The sequence below is a fragment of the Streptomyces sp. SID14478 genome (assembly GCF_010548525.1).
Classification (GTDB): domain Bacteria; phylum Actinomycetota; class Actinomycetes; order Streptomycetales; family Streptomycetaceae; genus Streptomyces.
Window position 1 is genome coordinate 1 of record NZ_JAAGMG010000951.1, and the last position, 20,483, is coordinate 20,483.

Genomic DNA, 20,483 nt, shown 5'->3' on the forward strand with positions numbered 1-20,483 from the left:
GGGGCCGCCGGTCCGGCGGGGGCGTGCTGTTCCTGGCCGGCCCGGCCGTCGCCCCATCGCGGTGACGGCCGGTGCGCGTCGAGGTCTGATCCGGAGGCGGGGAAGGCGGCATGCCCGTGCCGCTGAGAGCGTGCTGATGCCGCTCCGCCCGGCCGTCGCCTCACCCCGGTGACAGCCGGTACGCGTCGAGGGCCAGGGTCATCTCCATCAGGTCCCGGGGGCGGGACAGCGAGCGGGACGTCAACTGCTCCAGTCTGCGCAGGCGGTTGAAGACCGTGTTGCGGTGACAGTAGAGCCGCCCGGCCGCGCGGCCCGCCGAACCCTCGCAGGCCAGCCACGCGTCCAGCGTCTCCAACAGCACGGCCCGGTCGGCCGGTTCGAGGGAGAGCAGCTCGCCGAAGACGCCCGAGACGAGGCGCTGCGCCAGGTCCGGCTGGCTCACCACCAGGGCCGTCGGCATGCGCTGGTCGAGGCGGACGACCCCGGTGGTGTCCGACGGGCAGGTACGCAGGGCGAGTTCGGCGAGACGGCGCGCGTGCCCCAGCTCGGTGAGGCCGACGACGACCGGGCTGAGTCCGCCGGGACCCGGGCAGCGCCCGTCGAGCAGCCCCGCCAGATCGTCCAGCGTGCGGCCCGCGCCGAGCGCGACCACGCCCACCTCGCAGTCCGCCCGCATCCGCCACACGAACCGGAACGCCGGATCCTGGATCCGCCGGTGGAACGCCTCCCGCCCGTCCCGCCGCTCCACCCGCAGCACCACGACCGCGTACGGGCCGTGCTCCGGCAGATCGAGCCCGGCCGCCGCGCGCGCCGCGAGCCCGGGGGCGGGACGGCCCTCCAGGAGCGCGTCGAGCAATGCCTGCATCTGCTCGTCCGTACGGCGCCGCAGCTCCAACTCCGTCGCCCGGTACGCCTCCGAGGCCGCCTCGGCCTGCGCGTCCACCGCCGCCCACACCATCGTCGCGGACCGCATCAGCGCCGACAGCCGGGCCGGTTCGCCGCCCGCGCTCTCGATCAGCGCGTCCCAGACGAGATACCCCGCGTTGCGGTAGGCGTGGATCAGCAGGTCGAGGGGGAGGCCCTGGCCCGCCCGGCGCCGGCCCGCCTCCTCCGCGTACGTCAGGTCCCTGCGCGGCGAGTCGCGCGGCGCCGAGATCGTCTCGACGCCGATCCGCATCGCCTCCTCGGCCTCCCGCCACTGCACGTCGTACGCCAGCACCCGCGCATACACGTCGGAGTGCGCGAACAGCTGGCGCAGATGCTCGTCGACGAGCTCGGGCACCCGCTCCAGGAGCTTCGTGCACGCCTCCTTGAGCAGCTTCCAGTCCTGCTCGGTGCGATGCCTGCGACCGCCCATCGTCCCTCCCCAACAGCCCGTAAAGCGACGGCAAAGGACTTTCCCGCTGATGCGGAGGATGCCACCCCGGGCCGCTCCCCGGCAGGCCCCTGACACGGGGTCTTGTGCGCGCGCACAACCGAGGGGCGCGGGCGCTGGTCCCGGGCAGCGATTCCCGGGCCGCCCGTGGACGGGCCGCCCGCACGGTGCTGTCGTGAGCGCCACCGGTCGCGACGGGGCGTGCCCGGTGTCACCGGTCCAGGGAGGGACGCACACAGTGACCGACGCAAGTGAACCAGGGCTCGACGTCGACGACCTGTCCGTCGGCTACGGTCCCGTACGCGCACTGCGCGGCGTGACGCTGACGGTGCCGCGGGGCTCCGTCGTCGCCGTGCTCGGCGGCAACGGCGCGGGCAAGTCGACCCTGCTGCGCGCCGTCTCGCGCACGCTGGGATTCCACGGCGGGACCGTCACCTCCGGCGCGGTGCGCCACGGCGGGCGCCGGATCAGCGTGCTGTCCGCCGACCGGGTCGTGGCCGCCGGGATCTGCCAAGTACCGGAAGGGCGAAGGGTGTTCGCCCGGATGACCGTCGCCGACAACCTGCGGGCCGGCGCGCTCGGCTCGACCGGTTCGCGCGCCGACAAGGCGGCCGCGCTGCGCCGGGTGCACGAACTGTTCCCGGTCCTCGCCGACCGGGCGCAGCAGCGGGCCGGTCTGCTGTCGGGCGGCGAACAGCAGATGCTGGCCCTCGCCCGCGCCCTGATGGCGGGCCCGCGCCTGCTCCTGCTCGACGAACCCTCCCTGGGCCTCGCCCCGTTGATGGCTTCCCGCATCGCCGAGACGATCACCGAGATCAACGCCCAGGGCGTCTCCGTGCTGCTCGTCGAACAGAACGCGGCGCTCGCCCTGCGGCTCGCCTCGTACGCGTACGTCCTGGAGGTCGGCGAGGTCACCCTGCACGGCCCCGCGGCCGAGCTGGCCGGCTCCGACGAGGTGCGCCGCCGCTATCTGGGCGTGGTCGACGAGACGGCCGCCGCGGACGCCTCCGGCGGCGCCTCGCACGCCCCGGTCCTGCGGCGCTGGGGAGGCACCCGATGACGAACGTCGCCGCCGACGTACTGCCGCTCGAAGTACGGGAGTTGACCGTGCGGTTCGCCGGTCTCACCGCCCTCGACGCGATCAGTCTCACCGTCGCCCCCGGCACCGTGCACGCCGTCATCGGCCCCAACGGCGCGGGCAAGTCCACCTGCTTCAACGTACTGTCCGGCGTCTACCGGGCCACCTCGGGCAGCGTCCGCCTCGGCGAGCGCGAACTCACCGGGCTGCCCCCGCACCGCATCGCCGGACTCGGCGTGGCCCGCATCTTCCAGAACCTCGCCCTGCCGCCGCGCACCACCGTCGCCGACAGCCTGCTGCTCGGCCGCCACCGGCTGACCCGCACGGGCTTCCTCGCCGCCGGGCTGCGGCTGCCCTCGGCCGTCCACGAGGAGCGCCGGCACCGCGAACGGGTCCGGGAGATCGCGGAGTTCGTCGGCATCGCCGACCAACTCGCCGTCCCCACCGGAGCGTTGTCCTACGGACAGCAGAAACTCGCCGAACTCGCCCGCGCCCTGTGCATGGAGCCCCGCGTCCTGCTGCTCGACGAACCCGTCGCAGGAATGACGGCGGACGAGCGGCGCCGCACCGCGGCCGTCATCGCGGGCGTCCGCGACAGCCTCGGCATCTCCATCGTCCTGGTCGAACACGACATGGGAGTCGTCATGCGCCTCGCCGACGAGGTCACGGTCCTCGACTTCGGCCGCCGGATCGCCGGCGGCCCGCCGGACCGCGTCCAGAACGACCCGGCGGTGATCCGGGCGTACCTGGGCGCACCCGCCGAGGGCGGCACGAACGGGGAGGTCCCGGCATGACCACCCTGCTCGAACTCCTCCTCAACGGCCTCTCGATGGGCTCCGTGTACGCGCTCATCGCGCTCGGCTTCGTCGTCATCTTCCGCGCGACCGAGGTCGTCAACTTCGCCCACGCCTCGCTGCTGCTGGCCGGCGGCTACGTCACCGCCTCGCTCCACGACGACCTCGGCTTCTGGCCCGCGCTCGGCGTCGGCATCGCGGCCGCCGCGGTCGTCGGCTCCGCCGTCGAGTTCTTCGTGATGCGGCGCTACCGCGGCCACGACCACAGCGTCCTCGCCATCGTCACCATCGGCGTCGACATCCTGCTCACCACCGAACTCACCCGGCGCCTGGGGACCGACGTCCTGTCGATGGGCGACCCGTGGGGCGACGACGTGCTCACCGTCGGCGGCGTGTCCGTCGCGCACACCCGGATCGCCGCGTTCGTCACCGCGGCCGTCCTCATCACCGGCTTCCTCCTCGTCTTCCGCTACACGTCGTGGGGCGTGGCGATGCGCGCCGCCGCGGAGAGCGGCGAGACGGCCGCGCTGATGGGCGTACGCCTGGGGAGGGTGTCGCTCAGCGCCTGGGCCGTGGCCGGGGGACTCGCCGCCGTCGCCGCCCTGTTCCTCACCGTGTTCCCGACGCCGGGCCTCGAACGGGCCACCTCGCTCGCCGCCCTGAAGGCCTTCCCGGCCGCGATCCTCGGCGGGCTCGACTCCACCACGGGCGCGCTCGTCGGCGGCCTCGTCGTCGGCGTCACCGAGTCTCTCGCCACCGGTTACCAGAGCGAACTCGCCTTCATGGGCAGGGGACTCGGCGACCTCGCGCCCTATCTCGTGATGACCGTGATCCTCCTGCTGCGGCCCGCCGGGCTCTTCGGTACGAAGGAGCTCGCCCGTGTCTGACGCCGTCGCCGCCACCGACACCGCCCCCAAGTCCCCCTCCTCGTACGGGAACACGGTGCGGACCCTGCTGACGCGCCGCCGCACCTACGCCGCCGCCGTCTGCGCCGTGCTGCTGGTCGCCCTGCCCTTCTACCTCGACCGGTTCTGGCTGCAGGCGGGCCTGTTCGCCATGGCCGCCGCCATCGGTGCCATCGGCCTCAACCTCCTCACCGGCGCGACCGGGCAGCTCTCCATGGGCCACGCCTTCTTCCTCGCCGTCGGCGCGTACGGGTACTGCGTGTTCGCGGGGGAGAGCGGGCAGGGCCTGAACGGGCTCGGGCTGCCGCCCTGGCTCGCCGCCGTGCTCGCGGTCGGCGTCGCCGGGGTCGCGGGCGGCCTGTTCAGCCCCATCGCGGGCCGGCTGCAGGGCGCGTACCTCGGCATCGCGACGCTCGCGCTGATCTTCATCGGGCAGCACGTCCTGTTCAACGCCGAGGACCTGACCGGCGGCTCCAACGGCCGCGACGTGCCCGTCATGAGCCTGTTCGGCCTGACCTTCGACGACAGTGCGCTCAACGTCGCCAACGTGCCGTTCGGATCGGCCGAGAAGCTCTGGTACCTCGGGCTCGTACTCACCCTCGGCTGCGGCCTGTTCGCCCGCGGAGTGCTGCGCGGGCGGCCGGGACGCGCCATGAACGCGATCCGCGACCACCGCATCGCCGCCGGCGTCCTCGGTGTGCCGGTCGCCCGCTACCGCGGCGCCGTCTTCGTCATGTCGTCGATGTACGCGGGGCTCGCGGGGGTGCTGCTCGCGCTCGTCTTCCAGCGCACCGTGCCCGACTACTTCGGCATCACGCTCTCCCTCGAATACCTCGCCATGATCGTTATCGGCGGGCTCGGCTCGGTGGCGGGCGCCGTCGTGGGCGCCGCGTTCGTCTCGCTGCTGCCGCAGATCCTGACCCGCTACAGCGACGCCCTGCCCCTGGTCTCGGCCCCCGGTACCGGTGGCGTCGCCCCCGGCGAGGCCGCCCGCTACCTCTACGGCGCCGCCGTCGTGGCGGTGGTCCTGTTCCTGCCCGGCGGACTTGTGCAGCTCGCCGCCCGGCGCGCCCGGAAACACCCTCAGGAGGAGTCATGACCACCCGCACACGCACGCTCACGGTGACCGCCGTGGCCGCGCTGCTCGCGCTGACCGCCGCGTGCAGCTCCAAGGCCGAGGACGGGGACGGGAAGGACGACAAGCAGAGCGCGGGCGGGGTGAAGACCGGTCAGGGCATCTCCGGCAAGACCATCGACCTCGGCGTCCTCACCGACATGACCGGCGTCTACGCCACCCTCGGCAAGAGCGTCACCCAGGCCCAGCAGTTGTACGTGAAGCAGACCAACGCCGACGGCGGGATCTGCGGCTACCAGCTGAAGCTCTCCGTCCGCGACCACGGCTACGACCCGCAGCGGGCCGTCTCCGGGTACACGGAGCTCTCCCCGAAGGTGCTCGGTTTCACCCAGTTCATCGGCTCGCCGTTCGTCGCCGCGGTCGAGCAGCGCATCGGCAAGGACAAGGCCCTCGTCCTGCCGCAGGCCTGGTCGGCGAACCTGCTCGGCAACCCGTACGTCCGCGTCATCGGCGCGACGTACGACATCGAGACCATCAACGCCGTCGACTTCCTGCTCAAGGAGAAGGGCCTGAAGAAGGGCGACAAGCTCGGCCACGTCTACTTCGAGGGCGACTACGGCGAGAACGCGCTCAAGGGGTCCGAGTTCATCGCGGACAAGGCCGGGCTCACCGTCGTCGAGCAGAAGATCAAACCGACCGACAACGACATGACCGCCCAGGTCGCCGCCCTGAAGAAGGCGGGCGTCAAGGGCATCGTGATCAGTGCGGGCCCGCGCCAGGCGGCCTCGCTCGTCGGCGTCGCGGCCGCCGCGAAGCTGAACGTGCCGGTCATCGGCAACAACTCGGCGTTCGCCCCGCAGCTCCTCGGCACGCAGGCCGGTCCCGCGCTGCTCGCCAACTACTACGTCGCCAACCCGTCGCTGCCCATCGGCGCCGACACCCCCGAGGCGAAGAAGCTCGTCGCCGACTACCAGAAGGAGTACCCGAAGGACGGTCTCGACAACGGCGTCGTCGCCGGCTGGACCGCGGCGTCCGTCTTCGGCGAGGCCCTGAAGAAGGCCTGCGACAACAAGGACCTCACCCGCGAGGGCGTCGACAAGGCGCTGCTCTCCCTCAGCGCCTACGACATGGGCTTCGGGGTGAGCCAGGACTTCAGCGACCCGAAGGCCCCCTCCTCGCACAGCTCGGTGATCCTGCGGCCCGACAAGTCGGCCGTCGGCGGTCTGAAGGTGGTCCGCGAGGCGGGCGAGTCCGCGGAGGCCAAGGCCTACACCCCGTCCGCCAGTTGATGCCAGTACGCGTCGGCGGGTGAGCGCAGCGCCCGCCACGCGTCGACGAACAGCCGGGTCGCGTCGCGGCCCGGCCAGTCGGGCGCCAGCAGGACGTCCGGCAGCCGCGGATCGCGTTCGAACGTGCACCGCCAGGCGTGCACGAGTCGGGTCCGCGCCACGAACGCGGCCCGCGGCCCCTCGCCCGCCCGCAGGCCCGCGTCCGCGAAGCGGGCCAGGAAGCCCTCGTGCGCCTCCCGTACGCGCCCAGGTCCCAGGCCCTGCGCACCAGGGCCGCGTCGTCGCCTCCTCGACGCCGCAGGCGCCCAGGGCGCCCACGACGGCCCGCGCCCCACGTGCGCGTCGCCGGGGTGGCGCACGTACTCACCGAGCACGGTCAGCGCCAGCGTGCGCGCGCTCGGCGAACCGTGCCCGCGCCGCCGCATCCGAGGCTGCTCCAACTCCGCGCCCCTCCTTGCCTGTTGACGTCTCCGCTGCTCCCCGATAGGACGTGGGAATTCGCGAGGCAATTCATGTCCTACGTCAGACCGACGAGAGGCGTACGCGTGCAGCCATCCGACCTCCCCCAGCGCCAGGGCCCCGGGCTGCCCACGCGCTTCGGCGCGTTCATCGCCCCGTACCACGGCATCGACGAGAGCCCCTCCCTCCAGCTCCGCCAGGACCTCGACCTGGTCGGCCGGCTCGACGCGCTCGGCTTCGACGAGGCGTGGATCGGCGAGCACCACTCCGCCGGGTACGAGACGATCGCCTCGCCCGAGGTGTTCATCGCCGCCGCGGCGGAGCACACCCGGCACATCCGGCTCGGCACGGGCGTCAACTCCCTGCCGTACCACCATCCCTTGATGCTCGCCGACCGGCTCGTCCAGCTCGACCACCAGACGCGGGGCCGGGTGATGCTCGGGGCCGGTCCCGGCCAGCTGGCCTCCGACGCGGTCATGATGGGCATCGACCCGCTGCGCCAGCGCACCATGATGGCCGAGGCCCTCGACGCGATCGTCCGGCTGCTGCGCGGCGAGACGGTCACCGAGAAGACCGACTGGTACGAGCTTGCCGAGGCGCGACTCCAGATGGGCCCCTACCGGCCCGAGGGCCTGGAGCTCGCCGTCGCCTCCACCGTGTCCCCGTCCGGCGCCGTGCAGGCGGGCCGGCACGGCATCGGGCTGCTCTCCCTCACCGCCGCCGACCCGAGCGGGCGCGCGGGCCTGACCGCGAACTGGGCGACGTACGAGAAGACCTGCGCGAGCCACGGCCACACCCCGGACCGTGCGAAGTGGCGCCTCGTCGTGCCCATGCACCTCTCGGAGAGCCGCGAGCAGGCCCGCGAGGAGGCCGAGTACGGGGTGCTCCACATGGTCCGGTACCTGGAGGGCCTGTCCGGCATCCCGCTGCCGTGGGGCCGCACCGCGGCGGGCGCCGTCGAGCGCTGGACGACCGAGGGGTTCCCGATCTTCGGCATCGCCACCATCGGCACCCCGGCCGACGTCATCGACCGCATCGAGGCCCTGGCGCAGGACTCCGGCGGCTTCGGCACCCTGCTCCTGCTCGACCTGCCCACGGCCGCCCCGGCCGCCAAGCTGCGCTCGTACGACCTGTTCGCCCGGCACGTCGTCCCGCACTGCACCGGAGCGGCCCGACGCCGGGCCGCCTCCATGGAGTGGGCCCAGGCGAACAGCGACCGCCTGGTCGGCGCGATGCGCACCGCGGTAGAGGCCGCGTTCCACGACAACACCCCCTGACCCCCACCACCGCCCCGCTCAGGGGCGCGGGGAACTGCGCCCCCAGCTCCCCACCGGCCTGAAACCCACCCACAACGCCCACCGGCCCCCACGCCCCAGACGGCCCCGCCCCTCCCATCACCGCCCCGCCGGGACCCCGCTCAGGGGCGCGGGGAACTGCGCGCCCAGCCCCCACCGGACCCGAGCCCACCCACAAACGCCCGACGCCCGGCGCCCGAGGCCCGAGGCCCGACGCCCGCCACCCGACGAGGGCAGAAGCTCCGACACAGCAGAAGGGGCCCGAACCTCAATGGTTCGGGCCCCTTCAACGACGTACAAGCCGAGCGCAGCGTTACGGCTGTGTGGCCCGCGCCTCACGCCGATTGTCCCGGAAGTTGTTCACCCGGCGGGCCGTGGCGAACAGCGGGATCACCGCGCCGAGGACGAGCTGCAGGGCGCAGCCGGTCTGCAGCAGCAGCTGGCCACCGGGGGCGTCGAACGCCCACGCGGCCAGGAGCCCCATGCTCAGCACGATCCAGGCCAGCATCGCCACCGCGAGGCGCCCCCGCGGCTTCGGGTACTCGACCCGGCTCACCATCAGCCAGGCGGTGCCGATGATCGCGAGGAGCGTCGCCACGAAGGGCAGCTCCAGGAGCACGATCGAGACGACGGTCAGCGCGCCGAACGGCGAGGGCATGCCCTGGAACGTGCCGTCCTTCACGGTCACGCACGAGAACCGCGCAAGCCGCAGCACCACCGCCAGCAGCACCACGATGGCGCCCACCGCCGCGACTCTCTGGTGCGCGTCGTTGGCGACCATGCCGTAGACGAGCACGAAGTAGGCGGGGGCGAGGCCGAAGCTGATCAGGTCGGACAGGTTGTCCAGCTCGGCGCCCATCGGCGACGAGCGCAGCTTGCGGGCCACCAGACCGTCGAACAGGTCGAAGATCGCGGCGGCGAGCATCAGGATCACGGCCGTGGCCGCGCTGCTGCGGGCCATGCCCGAGTCGTTGCTGCCCTGGATGTGCGGGATCAGGATCCCGGTCGTCGTGAAGTAGACGGCCATGAAGCCGCACGTCGCGTTACCGAGAGTGAGGGTGTCCGCTATCGACAGGCGCAACGAGAGGGGCATCTCCTCCGCGTCGTCCGCCCGGTCGGTCTCCGGCACCCAGCCTGCCTGGGTCTCGGGGTCAGTCACGGTCAAGTCGAGTCACCCCAGCCGTCGTCTTCTGGCCGACCTCCACGTCGATCTCCACGCCCTCGGGCAGGTAGATGTCGACGCGCGAGCCGAACCGGATGAGTCCGATGCGTTCGCCCTGCTCCACCTTCGTGCCCTGGGGGATGTACGGCACGATGCGGCGGGCGACGGCTCCGGCGATCTGGATCATCTCGATGTCGCCGAGCTCGGTGTCGAAGTGCCACACGACGCGCTCGTTGTTCTCGCTCTCCTTGTTGAACGCCGGGACGTAGCCGCCCGGGATGTGTTCAACGGACGTCACGGTGCCCGCGAGGGGAGCGCGGTTCACGTGGACGTTCAGCGGGCTCATGAAGATCGCGACGCGGGTGCGGCCGTCCTTCCACGGCATGATGCTCTGCACCACGCCGTCGGCCGGGGAGATGACCCGGCCGGGAGCGATCTCGCGCTCGGGGTCGCGGAAGAACCACAGCATGCCGGCCGCCAGAGCGGTGGTCGGGACGGCGAGTGCTGCTGCCTTCTTGGAACGGCGCGAACGGGCCAGGCTGAGGGCAGCCGTGGCGACGGTCGGGAGAAGCCACGGCGATGCTCCGCGCGCAAGGCGACCACCGAGGAAGCCGTCGCGTGGTGCAGAGGTTTGGCTGTGGGGCATGGATGACCTTCGTAGCGGATGAGGCCGCGCTGGTTACGGGGGGACGGCGGCTTTTCCGGGGATGCTATCGGTTGCGAGCCACAACTGGGCAAGCCAGGAAGCCGAGTCGACGGCCGAAGAGCGTTGACGGGGTGTGATCTTCTTCGCGAAGAAAACACCCCGTAACAGGACATCTCGCCCAGGCTCAGCCCTGGAACCGATACTCTTCGAGCAGTCGACGACCAATGATCATTTTCTGGATTTCGGCGGTACCTTCACCGATCAGCAGCATCGGCGCCTCGCGGTACAGACGCTCGATCTCGTACTCCTTGGAGAACCCGTATCCCCCGTGGATCCGGAACGCGTCCTCCACGACTTCTTTGCAGTATTCGGAGGCCAGGTACTTGGCCATTCCTGCTTCGAGGTCGTTTCGCTCCCCGGAGTCCTTTTTGCGTGCCGCATTGACCATCATCGCATGGGCGGCCTCGACCTTGGTAGCCATCTCGGCCAACTTGAACTGGATCGCCTGGTGCTGCGCGATGGGCTTCCCGAAAGTGTGGCGTTGCTGGGCATAAGAGACGCCCAGTTCGAAGGCACGCTGTGCGACACCGCAGCCACGCGCTGCCACATTCACCCGCCCGACCTCGACTCCGTCCATCATTTGGTAAAACCCTCGGCCGGTATCGCCGCCGAGCACGCGATTGGCCGGAATGCGTAGCCCGTCCATGATCAACTCGGTGGTGTCGACGCCCTTGTAACCCATCTTGTCGATCTTCCCGGGGATGGTCAGACCCGGCCGGACCTCACCGAATCCGGGCTCCTTCTCCACGAGGAACGTCGTCATCGACTTGTGCGGGGCCGTCCCCTCGGGGTGGCCTTCATCACTCCGCGTGAGAACCGCCACAAGCGTTGACGTGCCGCCGTTCGTCAGCCACATCTTCTGGCCGTTCAGCACGTACTCGTCGCCGTCCCGCACCGCCTTCGACGTGATCGCCGACACGTCCGAGCCCAGCGCCGGCTCGGACATGGAGAACGCGCCGCGCACCTCACCGAGCGCCATCCGCGGAAGGAAGTGCTCCTTCTGCTCCTGCGTCCCGTGCTGCTTGAGCATGTACGCCACGATGAAGTGCGTGTTGATGATGCCGGAGACCGACATCCAGCCGCGCGCTATCTCCTCCACGCACAGCGCGTACGTGAGCAACGACTCGCCCAGCCCCCCGTACTCCTCGGGGATCATCAGCCCGAACAGGCCCAACTCCTTGAGCCCGTCGACGATGGCCTGCGGGTACTCGTCGCGGTGCTCCAGCTCCGTGGCTACCGGGATGATCTCCTTGTCCACGAAGTCCCGGACGGTGGACAGGATTTCCCGCTGGACGTCGGTGAGGCCAGCGGTCTGGGCGAGTCGGCTCATGGCTACTTCTCCTGCGACTTCGGTTCGGGGCGGCCGGGCTGCTCGCCGCCGCGCTCCTTGATGTACGTCTCGGTGGGCACCATCACCTTGCGGCGGAAGACGCAGACGAGCGTGCCGTCCTGCTTGTAGCCCTTGGTCTCGACGTGGACGATCCCGCGGTCCGTCTTGGACCTCGAGGGCGTCTTGTCGAGGACCGTCGTCTCGCCGTAGATGGTGTCGCCGTGGAAGGTCGGCGCCACGTGCTTGAGCGATTCGACCTCCAGGTTGGCGATCGCCTTGCCGGAGACGTCGGGCACGGATATGCCGAGCAGGAGCGAGTAGATGTAGTTCCCGACGACGACGTTCTTGCCGAAGTCCGTCGTGCTCTGCGCGTAGTTGGCGTCCATGTGGAGGGGGTGGTGGTTCATCGTCAGGAGGCAGAAGAGGTGGTCGTCGTACTCGGTGACCGTCTTCCCGGGCCAGTGCTTGTAGACGTCGCCGACGGTGAACTCTTCGTAAGTGCGGCCGAATTGCATGGTGCTACGCCTCCGGGGCTTCGAACTTCGACGTGCGCTGCATGCCGGCCGCACGCCCCTTGCCGGAGATGACCAGCGCCATCTTCCGCGAGGCCTCGTCGATCATCTCGTCGCCGAGCATCGCCGAGCCCTTCTTGCCGCCCGCCTCGGACGTGCAGTAGTCGTACGCGTCCAGGATCAGCTCGGCGTGGTCGAAGTCCTCCTGCGACGGGGAGAAGACCTCGTTGGCCGCCTCGACCTGGCCGGGGTGCAGCACCCACTTGCCGTCGAAGCCGAGGGCGGCGGCGCGGCCCGCGACCTCGCGGAAACCGTCCACGTTCTTGATCTGGAGGTAGGGGCCGTCGATCGCCTGGAGGTCGTTGGCGCGGGCCGCCATCAGGATCTTCATCAGGATGTAGTGGTAGGCGTCGGCGCCGTAGCCGGGCGGCTGCTCGCCGACGACCAGCGACTTCATGTTGATGGACGCCATGAAGTCGGCCGGGCCGAAGATGATCGTCTCGATGCGGGGCGAGGCCTCGGCGATCGCGTTGACGTTGTTCAGGCCCTTGGCGTTCTCGATCTGCGCCTCGATGCCGATCTTGCCGACCTCGAAGCCCATCGTCTTCTCGATCTGCGTGAGCAGCAGGTCCAGGGCCACCACCTGGTCGGCCGTCTGGACCTTCGGCAGCATGATGCAGTCGAGGTTCGGGCCCGCGCCCTCGACGACGGTCACGACGTCGCGGTACGTCCACTCGGTCGTCCAGTCGTTGACCCGCACGACACGGGTCTTGCCCGTCCAGTCGCCCTCGTTGAGGAACTTGACGATGGTGTGCCGGGCCTCCGGCTTGGCGAGCGGCGCGCAGGCGTCCTCCAGGTCCAGGAAGACCTGGTCGGCTGCCAGGCCCTGGGCCTTCTCCAGGAAGCGCGGGTTCGAGCCGGGCACGGCCAGGCACGAGCGGCGCGGGCGGAGACGGTTCACAGGACTGGTCATGCGGGAACCTCCAGAGGGTCGAGCTTGTTCGCTAGCCGGATCTCGTCGACGATACGGCCGATGATCTCCGTGATGCCGAAGTCCTTGGGGGTGAAGACGGCGGCGACACCCGCCCGCTTCAGCGCCTCGGCGTCCGCATGCGGAATGATGCCGCCGACGATCACGGGGATGTCGGGAGCGCCCGCCTCGCGCAGCCGCTCCAGGACGTCCGGCACCAGTTCGGCGTGCGACCCGGACAGGATCGACAGGCCGACGCAGTGCACGTCCTCGGCGAGCGCGGCGGACACGATCTGCTCCGGGGTGAGCCGGATGCCCTGGTAGACCACCTCGAACCCGGCGTCGCGGGCCCGCACGGCGATCTGCTCGGCGCCGTTGGAGTGGCCGTCCAGGCCGGGCTTGCCGACCAGGAGCCGGAGCCTGCCGCCGAGTGCGTCACCGGTGCGGCGGACCTTCTCGCGCACGAGGGCGAGCGGCGTGCCCTCCTCGGCGGTGACGGCGACCGGCGCCGAGGACACGCCCGTCGGCGCCCGGAACTCGCCGAACACCTCGCGCAGCGCCTCGGACCACTCGCCGGTCGTGACCCCGGCGCGGGCGCACTCGAGGGTGGCCTCCATGAGGTTCTCGGTGCCGGCCGCGGCCTCCTTCAGGCGTTCCAGGGCCTGCTGGGTGGTCGGGTAGAGGAACGGGTCGCCCATGCCCTGCCGCTCCGTCGACTCCTGACGGGTGGTGCGCCAGTCGCCGATGGCCCGCACCACCCGCGCCTCGACCTGGTGGTCGACCGTCATGATCGCGGTGTCCAGGTCGGCGGTGAGCGGATTCGGCTCGGTCGACTCGTAGATGTTGACACCGACGATCTTCTCGTCGCCGCCCTCGATCCGGGCCCGCCGCTCGGCGTGCGAGGAGACGAGCTGCGACTTGAGGTAGCCGGACTCGACGGCGGCCATCGCGCCGCCCATCTCCTGGATGCGTTCGATCTCGGCGAGCGAGTCGGCGACCAGCGCGTCGACCTTCTTCTCGATGACGTGCGAGCCCGCGAAGATGTCCTCGTACTCCAACAGGTCGCTCTCGTGCGCGAGGACCTGCTGGATGCGCAGCGACCACTGCTGGTCCCAGGGCCGGGGAAGCCCCAACGCCTCGTTCCAGGCCGGGAGTTGGACGGCACGGGCGCGCGCGTCCTTGGAGAGCGTCACGGCCAGCATCTCCAGGACGATGCGCTGGACGTTGTTCTCCGGCTGCGCCTCGGTCAGGCCGAGGGAGTTGACCTGCACCCCGTAGCGGAAGCGGCGCTGCTTCGCGTTCTCGATGCCGTACCGCTCGCGCGTGATCTGGTCCCAGATCCGCCCGAACGCCCGCATCTTGCACATCTCCTCGACGAAGCGGACACCCGCGTTCACGAAGAAGGAGATGCGGGCCACGACGTCCCCGAACTTCTCGGCGGGGACCTGCCCTGAGTCGCGTACGGCATCGAGAACGGCGACGGCGGTGGACATCGCGTACGCGATCTCCTGGACCGGTGTGGCCCCCGCCTCCTGGAGGTGGTAGCTGCAGATGTTGATCGGGTTCCACTTGGGCATGTGCGCGACCGTGTACGTGATCATGTCCGTGGTCAGTCGCAGGGAGGGGCCCGGCGGGAAGACGTGCGTCCCCCGGGACAGGTACTCCTTGACGATGTCGTTCTGCGTCGTGCCCTGGAGCAGGCCGATGTCCGCGCCCTGCTCCTCCGCGACGACCTGGTAGAGCGCCAGGAGCCACATGGCGGTGGCGTTGATGGTCATCGAGGTGTTCATCTGTTCCAGGGGGATGTCCTGGAACAGGCGCCGCATGTCGCCGAGATGGGACACCGGGACGCCGACCCGGCCGACCTCACCCCGCGCGAGGATGTGGTCGGGGTCGTAGCCCGTCTGGGTCGGCAGGTCGAAGGCGACCGACAGCCCCGTCTGTCCCTTGGCGAGGTTGCGCCGGTACAGCTCGTTGGACGCCTCCGCCGTGGAGTGACCGGCGTAGGTCCGCATCAGCCACGGCCGGTCCTTCTGACGCTCAGTCATCTGCTCGTGCTCCCCTGGGAGTTCAGACGTTCCGGAAGCGGTTGATGGCGTCGATGTGCCGGGCGCGCTTGTCCTGGTCGCGCACGCCCAGGCCCTCCTTCGGCGCGAGCGCGAGGACGCCGACCTTGCCCTGGTGGAGGTTGCGGTGCACGTCGTAGGCGGCCTGGCCGGTGTCTTCCAGGGAGTACACCTTCGACAGCGTCGGGTGGATCTTTCCCTTGGCGATCAGGCGGTTGGCCTCCCACGCCTCGCGGTAGTTGGCGAAGTGCGAGCCGATGATGCGCTTCAGCGACATCCACAGGTAGCGGTTGTCGTACTCGTGCATGTAGCCCGAGGTGGAGGCGCAGGTGGTGATGGTGCCGCCCTTGCGGGTGACGTAGACGCTGGCGCCGAAGGTCTCGCGGCCGGGGTGCTCGAAGACGATGTCGATGTCCTCGCCGCCGGTGAACTCGCGGATGCGCTTGCCGAAGCGCTTCCACTCCTTGGGGTCCTGGGTGCGCTCGTCCTTCCAGAACCTGTAGCCCTCGGCGCTGCGGTCGATGATCGCCTCGGCGCCCATGGCCCGGCAGATGTCGGCCTTCTGCTCGCTGGAGACGACACAGATCGGGTTGGCGCCGCCGGCGAGCGCGAACTGCGTGGCGTAGCTGCCGAGTCCGCCGCTGGCGCCCCAGATGAGGACGTTGTCGCCCTGCTTCATGCCGGCGCCGTTCTTCGACACCAGCTGCCGGTACGCGGTCGAGTTGACGAGGCCGGGCGCGGCGGCCTCCTCCCAGCTGAGGTGGTCGGGCTTGGGCATCAGCTGGTTGGACTTGACGAGCGCGATCTCGGCGAGGCCGCCGAAGTTGGTCTCGAAGCCCCAGATCCGCTGTTCGGGGTCGAGCATCGTGTCGTTGTGGCCGTCGCTCGACTCCAGTTCGACGCTGAGGCAGTGCGCGACGACCTCGTCGCCGGGGTGCCAGGCGTTGACCCCGGGCCCGGTGCGCAGCACGACGCCCGCCAGGTCGGAGCCGATGATGTGGTACGGCAGGTCGTGGCGCTTGGTCAGCTCGCTCAGCTTGCCGTAGCGCTCCAGGAACCCGAAGGTCGCCATCGGCTCGAAGATCGAGGTCCACACGGAGTTGTAGTTGACCGAGGAGGCCATGACCGCCACCAGGGCCTCGCCCGGGCCGAGTTCGGGCACCGGCACGTCGTCCAGGTGGATCGACTTGCGCGGGTCCTTGTCGCGGGTCTCCAGGCCCGCGAACATCTCCGTCTCGTCCTTGTGCACGGTGATCGCACGGTACGAGTCGGGCAGCGGCAGAGCGGCGAAGTCGGCAGACGTGGCGGTCTGCGACTGAATCGCGTCCAGGATTTCCTTCACGGTGGTGCCTCCGGCGGTGAGCGTCGAGGGAAACGCTGAGTCGGGGTGTGGGTGGCTGCGAGGTGCTGGTGGTGCGTGCCGTCGGTTCGGCGGGGTGGAGCGGTGGCAGCGCTTGGTGTGGCGCGGAAGGTTGCCTGTGACGCAGGCGTCCGGGCGCGCAGGCCGTGGCTTGCGGGGACAGCCGACGTACGGAAGTTCTCTGCACGCCGGCCGCCCGGACTCCTTCAACGTATGGCACACCGTGACAGCTGACAAGGCACTGCGTGCCATCAATTTCGCTCAGGTGAAATATTTACGCAACAGGTGAGCGATGATCGATCGTTGGTGGTCACAGGTGGTTACCCATGCGTAGAAAGGATCGATGATCGATCACCGCCTCGTCGTGGCGGCTCTCCGCGGTGCGGGGAAGACCTCCGCCCTGGCACGCAGTGCCAGGGCGGAGTGTTCACGGGTTCCGGCCGCCGGGCCGAGCAGAGCCGAGCCGAGCCGAGCCGAGTCGTGGGGGTGCGCGGCGGAGCGTCGTGTTCGTGGGGGAGGGGTACGCGACGCCGGTGGAGTGCGGTTACCGGCTCTGACGGCGCGGCACGGCAGGGCACTGCGCGCATGACACGGCGCCGCGTACGGGAGTCAACTCCCTTGCGGGACGCGGCACGTGGGAAGCGGCACAGGGGACGGGGGAGCGGGGCGGGGCAGAGCGGAGGGGGCTGGCCGCCCCCGGCGGTCAGCGGTTCCTCAGGGCTTCCTCGATGGTGCGCATGACTTCCGGAAGCGGGGCGTCGGTGCGGGCGACCGTGACCAGGACCTCGCCCGAGTAGGAGACCTGCGCGGCGCTCTGTCCCGCGGCGGTCCGGCCGGCCCCGATGCCGGAGCCGAACGTGCGCCGCACGATGGCGAAGGCGCGGTCGAGCTGGGTCTCCACGTCGCCCTGGCCGCCGGCCCGCAGCCAGCGGCGCAGCACGTGGTTGTGGGCGGTGACGACGGCGGAGGCGGCGACCTCGGCGAGCAGCGGGTCGTCGTTGCCGTCGTGGTGCGCCTGCTCGTCGAAGTGGCCGAGCAGATAGCGGGTGAACAGCCGCTCGTAGCGGGCGACCGAGGCGATCTCGCGCTCGCGCAGCGTGGGCACCTCGCGGGTCAGGTGGTAGCGCTCCACGGACACCGCGGGCGAGGAGGCGTACATCTTCATGACTTCCTTGATGCCGCGGCAGACCGTGTCGAGAGGGTGCTCGTGCGGCGCGGCCGCGTTCAGCACGGCCTCGACGCGCACCAGGGTGTCGTCGTGGTCCGGGAAGATCGCCTCTTCCTTGGAGCGGAAGTGACGGAAGAAGGTCCGGCGGGCGACGCCTGCCGTCGCGGCGATCTCGTCGACCGTCGTCGCTTCGTACCCCTTCGTGGCGAAGAGTTCCATCGCCGCGGCCGCGAGCTCGCGGCGCATCTTGAGCCGCTGGGCCGCGGCCCGGTTGCCCGCGGCGCTCTCCGGAGCGTCGGGCGTGGCGGGGGTACGGGAGGTCGGGTCGGCCTTATGAGCGGGCGTCATGCCCTGAACGTACTGCATGTACGTTCCCCGACGCTCCCCGGTAAGCGGGCCGCCCGCATGCCCGAGCAGCCCGCCCCAGTCTCCCTCGGCGCCCGACCCCGGCCCGGAGCCCGGTGACGAACCCGTCGCCGGGCCCGAGGGCTTCGTCACCGGACCGTCAGCGCCGGGCATACTCGCGGAAGCCACGGCCCGTCTTGCGGCCGAGGCAGCCCGCGGCCACCAGGTGCTCCAGGAGCGGCGCGGGCGCGAGGCCCGGGTCGCGGAACTCGCGGTGCAGCACCTTCTCGATCGCCAGCGAGACGTCCAGGCCGACCACGTCGAGCAGTTCGAAGGGGCCCATCGGGTAGCCGCCGCCGAGCTTCATCGCGGCGTCGATGTCGTCGAGCGAGGCGTAGTGCTCCTGCACCATCTTGATCGCGTTGTTCAGGTACGGGAAAAGCAGCGCGTTCACGATGAACCCGGCCCGGTCCCCGCAGTCCACCGGGTGCTTGCGGACCCGCAGCGTGAGGTCCCGGACGGATGCGTGCACGTCGTCGCCCGTCAGCACGGTCCGCACGACCTCGACGAGCTTCATCGCCGGTGCCGGGTTGAAGAAGTGCATGCCGATCACGTCCTGCGGGCGGGAGGTGGCCCGGGCGCAGGCGACGACGGGCAGCGACGAGGTCGTGGTGGCGAGGATCGCTCCGGGCCTGCAGACCTTGTCGAACGTCGCGAACAGCTGACGCTTGACCTCCAGGTCCTCGGCGACCGCCTCCAGGGCGAGGTCGACGTCGGCGAAGGCGTCGTAGGAACCGGCGGGCGAGATGCGCGCGAGGGTGCCGGCGGCGGCCTCGGCGGTCATCCGCCCCTTGGCGACGGAGCGCTGCAGCGACGTGCCGATACGGGACTTGGCCGCCTCCGCCTTCTCCTCGCTGCGCGCGGCGAGGACGACGTCGTAACCGGCCTTCGCGAAGACCTCGGCGATCCCGGACGCCATGGTCCCCGAGCCCGCGACCCCGACCGAGCGGATCGGGCGGGCGGGCGCCGCGCTCTCCTCGGGCGGCGGGGTCAGCGCGTCCCGCACCACGACCGCGCTGCCCGGCTCCTCGTACGTGTAGAAGCCGCGGCCCGCCTTGCGCCCGGTCAGGCCCGCCTCGCTGAGCTGCTTGAGGACGGGGGCCGGCGCGTGCAGCCGGTCGTGGGACTCGGCGTACATGGCGTCCAGGACGGTGCGCGCGGTGTCGACGCCGATGAGGTCGAGCAGTGCGAGCGGCCCCATGGGCAGGCCGCAGCCCAGCTTCATCGCGGCGTCGATGTCCTCGCGCGAGGCGTACCTGGCCTCGTACATGGCCGCGGCCTGGTTGAGGTAGCCGAACAGGAGGCCGTCGGCGACGAACCCGGGCCGGTCGCCGACCGCGACGGGCTCCTTGCCCAGCTCCAGGGCGAGGTCGGTGACGGCGGCGACCGCGGTGGGCGCGGTCAGCACGCTGGAGACCACCTCGACGAGCTTCATCGCGGGCGCGGGGTTGAAGAAGTGCAGTCCGAGGACGCGTTCGGGCCGGGCGGAGTCGGCGGCGAGCCGGGTCACCGACAGGGCGTTGGTCCCGGTCGCGAGGACGGTTTCGGGTCGCACGATGCTGTCCAGGGCCCGGAAGATCTGCTGCTTGGTCTCGTACGACTCGGGGGCGACCTCGATCACGAGGTCGGCGTCGGCCGCGGCCTGCAGGTCCGTGAACGTGCGGAACCGGGCGAGGAGTTCGATCCGCTCCTGCTCGGTGAGGTGCTCGCGGCGCACCGCACGCGCCGTCGAGGCCTCCAGGGACGCGACGGCCCCGGCGGTGGCGGCCTCGCTGATGTCGATGCCGACGACCTCGCGGCCGGCGCGGGCGAGCACCTCGGCGATGCCGGTGCCCATGGTGCCGAGACCGACGACGGCCACGGTAGAGATGCGGGACAGGGGAGCGTCCATCCGGGAACTCCAGAAGTGAGGGTGACGACTGAGGGGCGTACGCGAGATCGCCAAAGGGCGTGCGGCGTACGGGGGTTGAACGGGCAGCGAGCTGCCGTGCACGGAAAGGCCGACCGGCTCTGTCCCGGAGCCAGGGTCGTACTGCGCGAACTTCGGTAGCGCGTACCGAACCGACGTGCACTCACGGCGGCTGCGTCACCAGGCCGCCAAGAGTGGTGCTGCGGGAAGTGTGCCCCGCTCACTTGAGATTAACCGGCGAGTAACGAGCGCGCCAGCCCCCGGTGTTGCGGAGTCCGTGTGATCTACGTCGCCGCAGGCCCGGCGCGTCTACCCTCGACACATGGACGAAGAGTCGCGAACGGTGACGGAACGCATCCGGAAGGAATCCGGCGGTACGCCCGCCTTCGAGCAGCTCGCCGCCACGCGCGACCCGGACGAACTGGCGGCGGTGCTCACCGCGCCGCAGCAGCCCTTGTGGGCACGGGAGTTGGCGGCGTACCGGCTGGGCGTCGCGGGTGACGGCCGCGCCTTCGAGTCCCTCGTCCTCCTGCTCAACCACCGTGATCCGGAGCGCTGCGCGGCCGCGGCCCAGGCCCTTGCGCTGCTCGGCGACCCGCGCACGGCCCGCGCCGCGGCGGCCCTC

Annotated in this window: 17 protein-coding genes and 1 pseudogene; 7 read left to right on the top strand and 11 right to left on the bottom strand. The window is 70.8% G+C overall.

What is annotated here, in order from left to right:
- Window positions 1–160: 160 nt before the first annotated feature.
- Window positions 161–1,357, bottom strand: a complete 1,197-nt coding sequence (locus tag G3I40_RS30765) for a helix-turn-helix domain-containing protein (protein ID WP_164305904.1) — start codon at window positions 1,355–1,357, stop codon at window positions 161–163.
- A gap of 256 nt (window positions 1,358–1,613) precedes the next feature.
- On the opposite strand from G3I40_RS30765, the gene G3I40_RS30770 reads away from it, so the two are divergent.
- The 5 genes from G3I40_RS30770 to G3I40_RS30790 are packed head-to-tail and all read left to right on the top strand — an operon-like array spanning window position 1,614 to window position 6,516.
- The gene (locus G3I40_RS30770) at window positions 1,614–2,435 is read left to right on the top strand and encodes an ABC transporter ATP-binding protein (RefSeq protein WP_164305905.1); all 822 of its coding nucleotides are present in this window, start codon (window positions 1,614–1,616) and stop codon (window positions 2,433–2,435) included.
- A complete protein-coding gene (locus tag G3I40_RS30775; RefSeq protein ID WP_164305906.1) occupies window positions 2,432–3,247 on the top strand; it encodes an ABC transporter ATP-binding protein in 816 nt (271 codons plus the stop codon). Before G3I40_RS30770 ends, G3I40_RS30775 begins: the two co-directional genes overlap by 4 nt.
- The gene (locus G3I40_RS30780) at window positions 3,244–4,134 is read left to right on the top strand and encodes a branched-chain amino acid ABC transporter permease (RefSeq protein ID WP_164305907.1); all 891 of its coding nucleotides are present in this window, start codon (window positions 3,244–3,246) and stop codon (window positions 4,132–4,134) included. The genes G3I40_RS30775 and G3I40_RS30780 overlap by 4 nt, the downstream gene beginning before the upstream one ends.
- Window positions 4,135–4,189: 55 nt before the next feature.
- A complete protein-coding gene (locus G3I40_RS30785) occupies window positions 4,190–5,251 on the top strand; it encodes a branched-chain amino acid ABC transporter permease (RefSeq protein WP_343245071.1) in 1,062 nt (353 codons plus the stop codon).
- Complete coding sequence (locus tag G3I40_RS30790; RefSeq protein WP_164305909.1) at window positions 5,248–6,516, top strand: ABC transporter substrate-binding protein; 1,269 nt, start codon at window positions 5,248–5,250, stop codon at window positions 6,514–6,516. The genes G3I40_RS30785 and G3I40_RS30790 overlap by 4 nt, the downstream gene beginning before the upstream one ends.
- Here G3I40_RS30790 and G3I40_RS30795 read toward each other — a convergent pair.
- Entirely contained in the window at window positions 6,495–6,956 is a 462-nt protein-coding gene (locus G3I40_RS30795; protein ID WP_164305910.1) for a PaaX family transcriptional regulator C-terminal domain-containing protein, read from the bottom strand. The genes G3I40_RS30790 and G3I40_RS30795 overlap by 22 nt on opposite strands.
- A gap of 105 nt (window positions 6,957–7,061) precedes the next feature.
- Here G3I40_RS30795 and G3I40_RS30800 point away from each other — a divergent pair, with 105 nt between their 5' ends.
- Window positions 7,062–8,252, top strand: coding sequence for an LLM class flavin-dependent oxidoreductase (locus G3I40_RS30800; RefSeq protein ID WP_343245070.1), 1,191 nt, complete (start codon window positions 7,062–7,064; stop codon window positions 8,250–8,252).
- Between the two features lie 331 nt (window positions 8,253–8,583).
- Here G3I40_RS30800 and pssA read toward each other — a convergent pair whose 3' ends face one another.
- The 9 genes from pssA to G3I40_RS30845 form a co-directional block, all read right to left on the bottom strand.
- Entirely contained in the window at window positions 8,584–9,399 is an 816-nt protein-coding gene (gene pssA, locus G3I40_RS30805; protein ID WP_164305920.1) for a CDP-diacylglycerol--serine O-phosphatidyltransferase, read from the bottom strand.
- A gap of 22 nt (window positions 9,400–9,421) precedes the next feature.
- Complete coding sequence (locus tag G3I40_RS30810) at window positions 9,422–10,078, bottom strand: phosphatidylserine decarboxylase (protein ID WP_164305912.1); 657 nt, start codon at window positions 10,076–10,078, stop codon at window positions 9,422–9,424.
- A gap of 184 nt (window positions 10,079–10,262) precedes the next feature.
- Window positions 10,263–11,468, bottom strand: a complete 1,206-nt coding sequence (locus tag G3I40_RS30815; protein ID WP_164305913.1) for an acyl-CoA dehydrogenase family protein — start codon at window positions 11,466–11,468, stop codon at window positions 10,263–10,265.
- A 2-nt stretch (window positions 11,469–11,470) separates the two neighbouring features.
- On the bottom strand, window positions 11,471–11,983 hold the full coding sequence (locus G3I40_RS30820) for a MaoC family dehydratase (protein WP_164305914.1): 513 nt from the start codon (window positions 11,981–11,983) through the stop codon (window positions 11,471–11,473).
- Window positions 11,984–11,987: 4 nt separating this feature from the next.
- A complete protein-coding gene (locus tag G3I40_RS30825; protein ID WP_164305915.1) occupies window positions 11,988–12,953 on the bottom strand; it encodes a CoA ester lyase in 966 nt (321 codons plus the stop codon).
- Window positions 12,950–14,998, bottom strand: coding sequence for a protein meaA (locus G3I40_RS30830; RefSeq protein ID WP_164305916.1), 2,049 nt, complete (start codon window positions 14,996–14,998; stop codon window positions 12,950–12,952). The genes G3I40_RS30825 and G3I40_RS30830 overlap by 4 nt, the downstream gene beginning before the upstream one ends.
- Window positions 14,999–15,020: 22 nt before the next feature.
- Window positions 15,021–16,358 (bottom strand): crotonyl-CoA carboxylase/reductase, encoded by a 1,338-nt coding sequence (gene ccrA, locus G3I40_RS30835; RefSeq protein WP_164305917.1) that lies wholly within the window; start codon window positions 16,356–16,358, stop codon window positions 15,021–15,023.
- A gap of 721 nt (window positions 16,359–17,079) precedes the next feature.
- Window positions 17,080–17,892, bottom strand: coding sequence for a TetR family transcriptional regulator (locus G3I40_RS30840; protein ID WP_239092038.1), 813 nt, complete (start codon window positions 17,890–17,892; stop codon window positions 17,080–17,082).
- Between the two features lie 157 nt (window positions 17,893–18,049).
- Window positions 18,050–19,840, bottom strand: a complete 1,791-nt coding sequence (locus G3I40_RS30845; protein ID WP_164305919.1) for a 3-hydroxyacyl-CoA dehydrogenase family protein — start codon at window positions 19,838–19,840, stop codon at window positions 18,050–18,052.
- A gap of 340 nt (window positions 19,841–20,180) precedes the next feature.
- On the opposite strand from G3I40_RS30845, the pseudogene G3I40_RS30850 reads away from it, so the two are divergent.
- Window positions 20,181–20,483 (top strand): annotated as a pseudogene (locus G3I40_RS30850) (adenylosuccinate lyase); the annotation flags it as partial.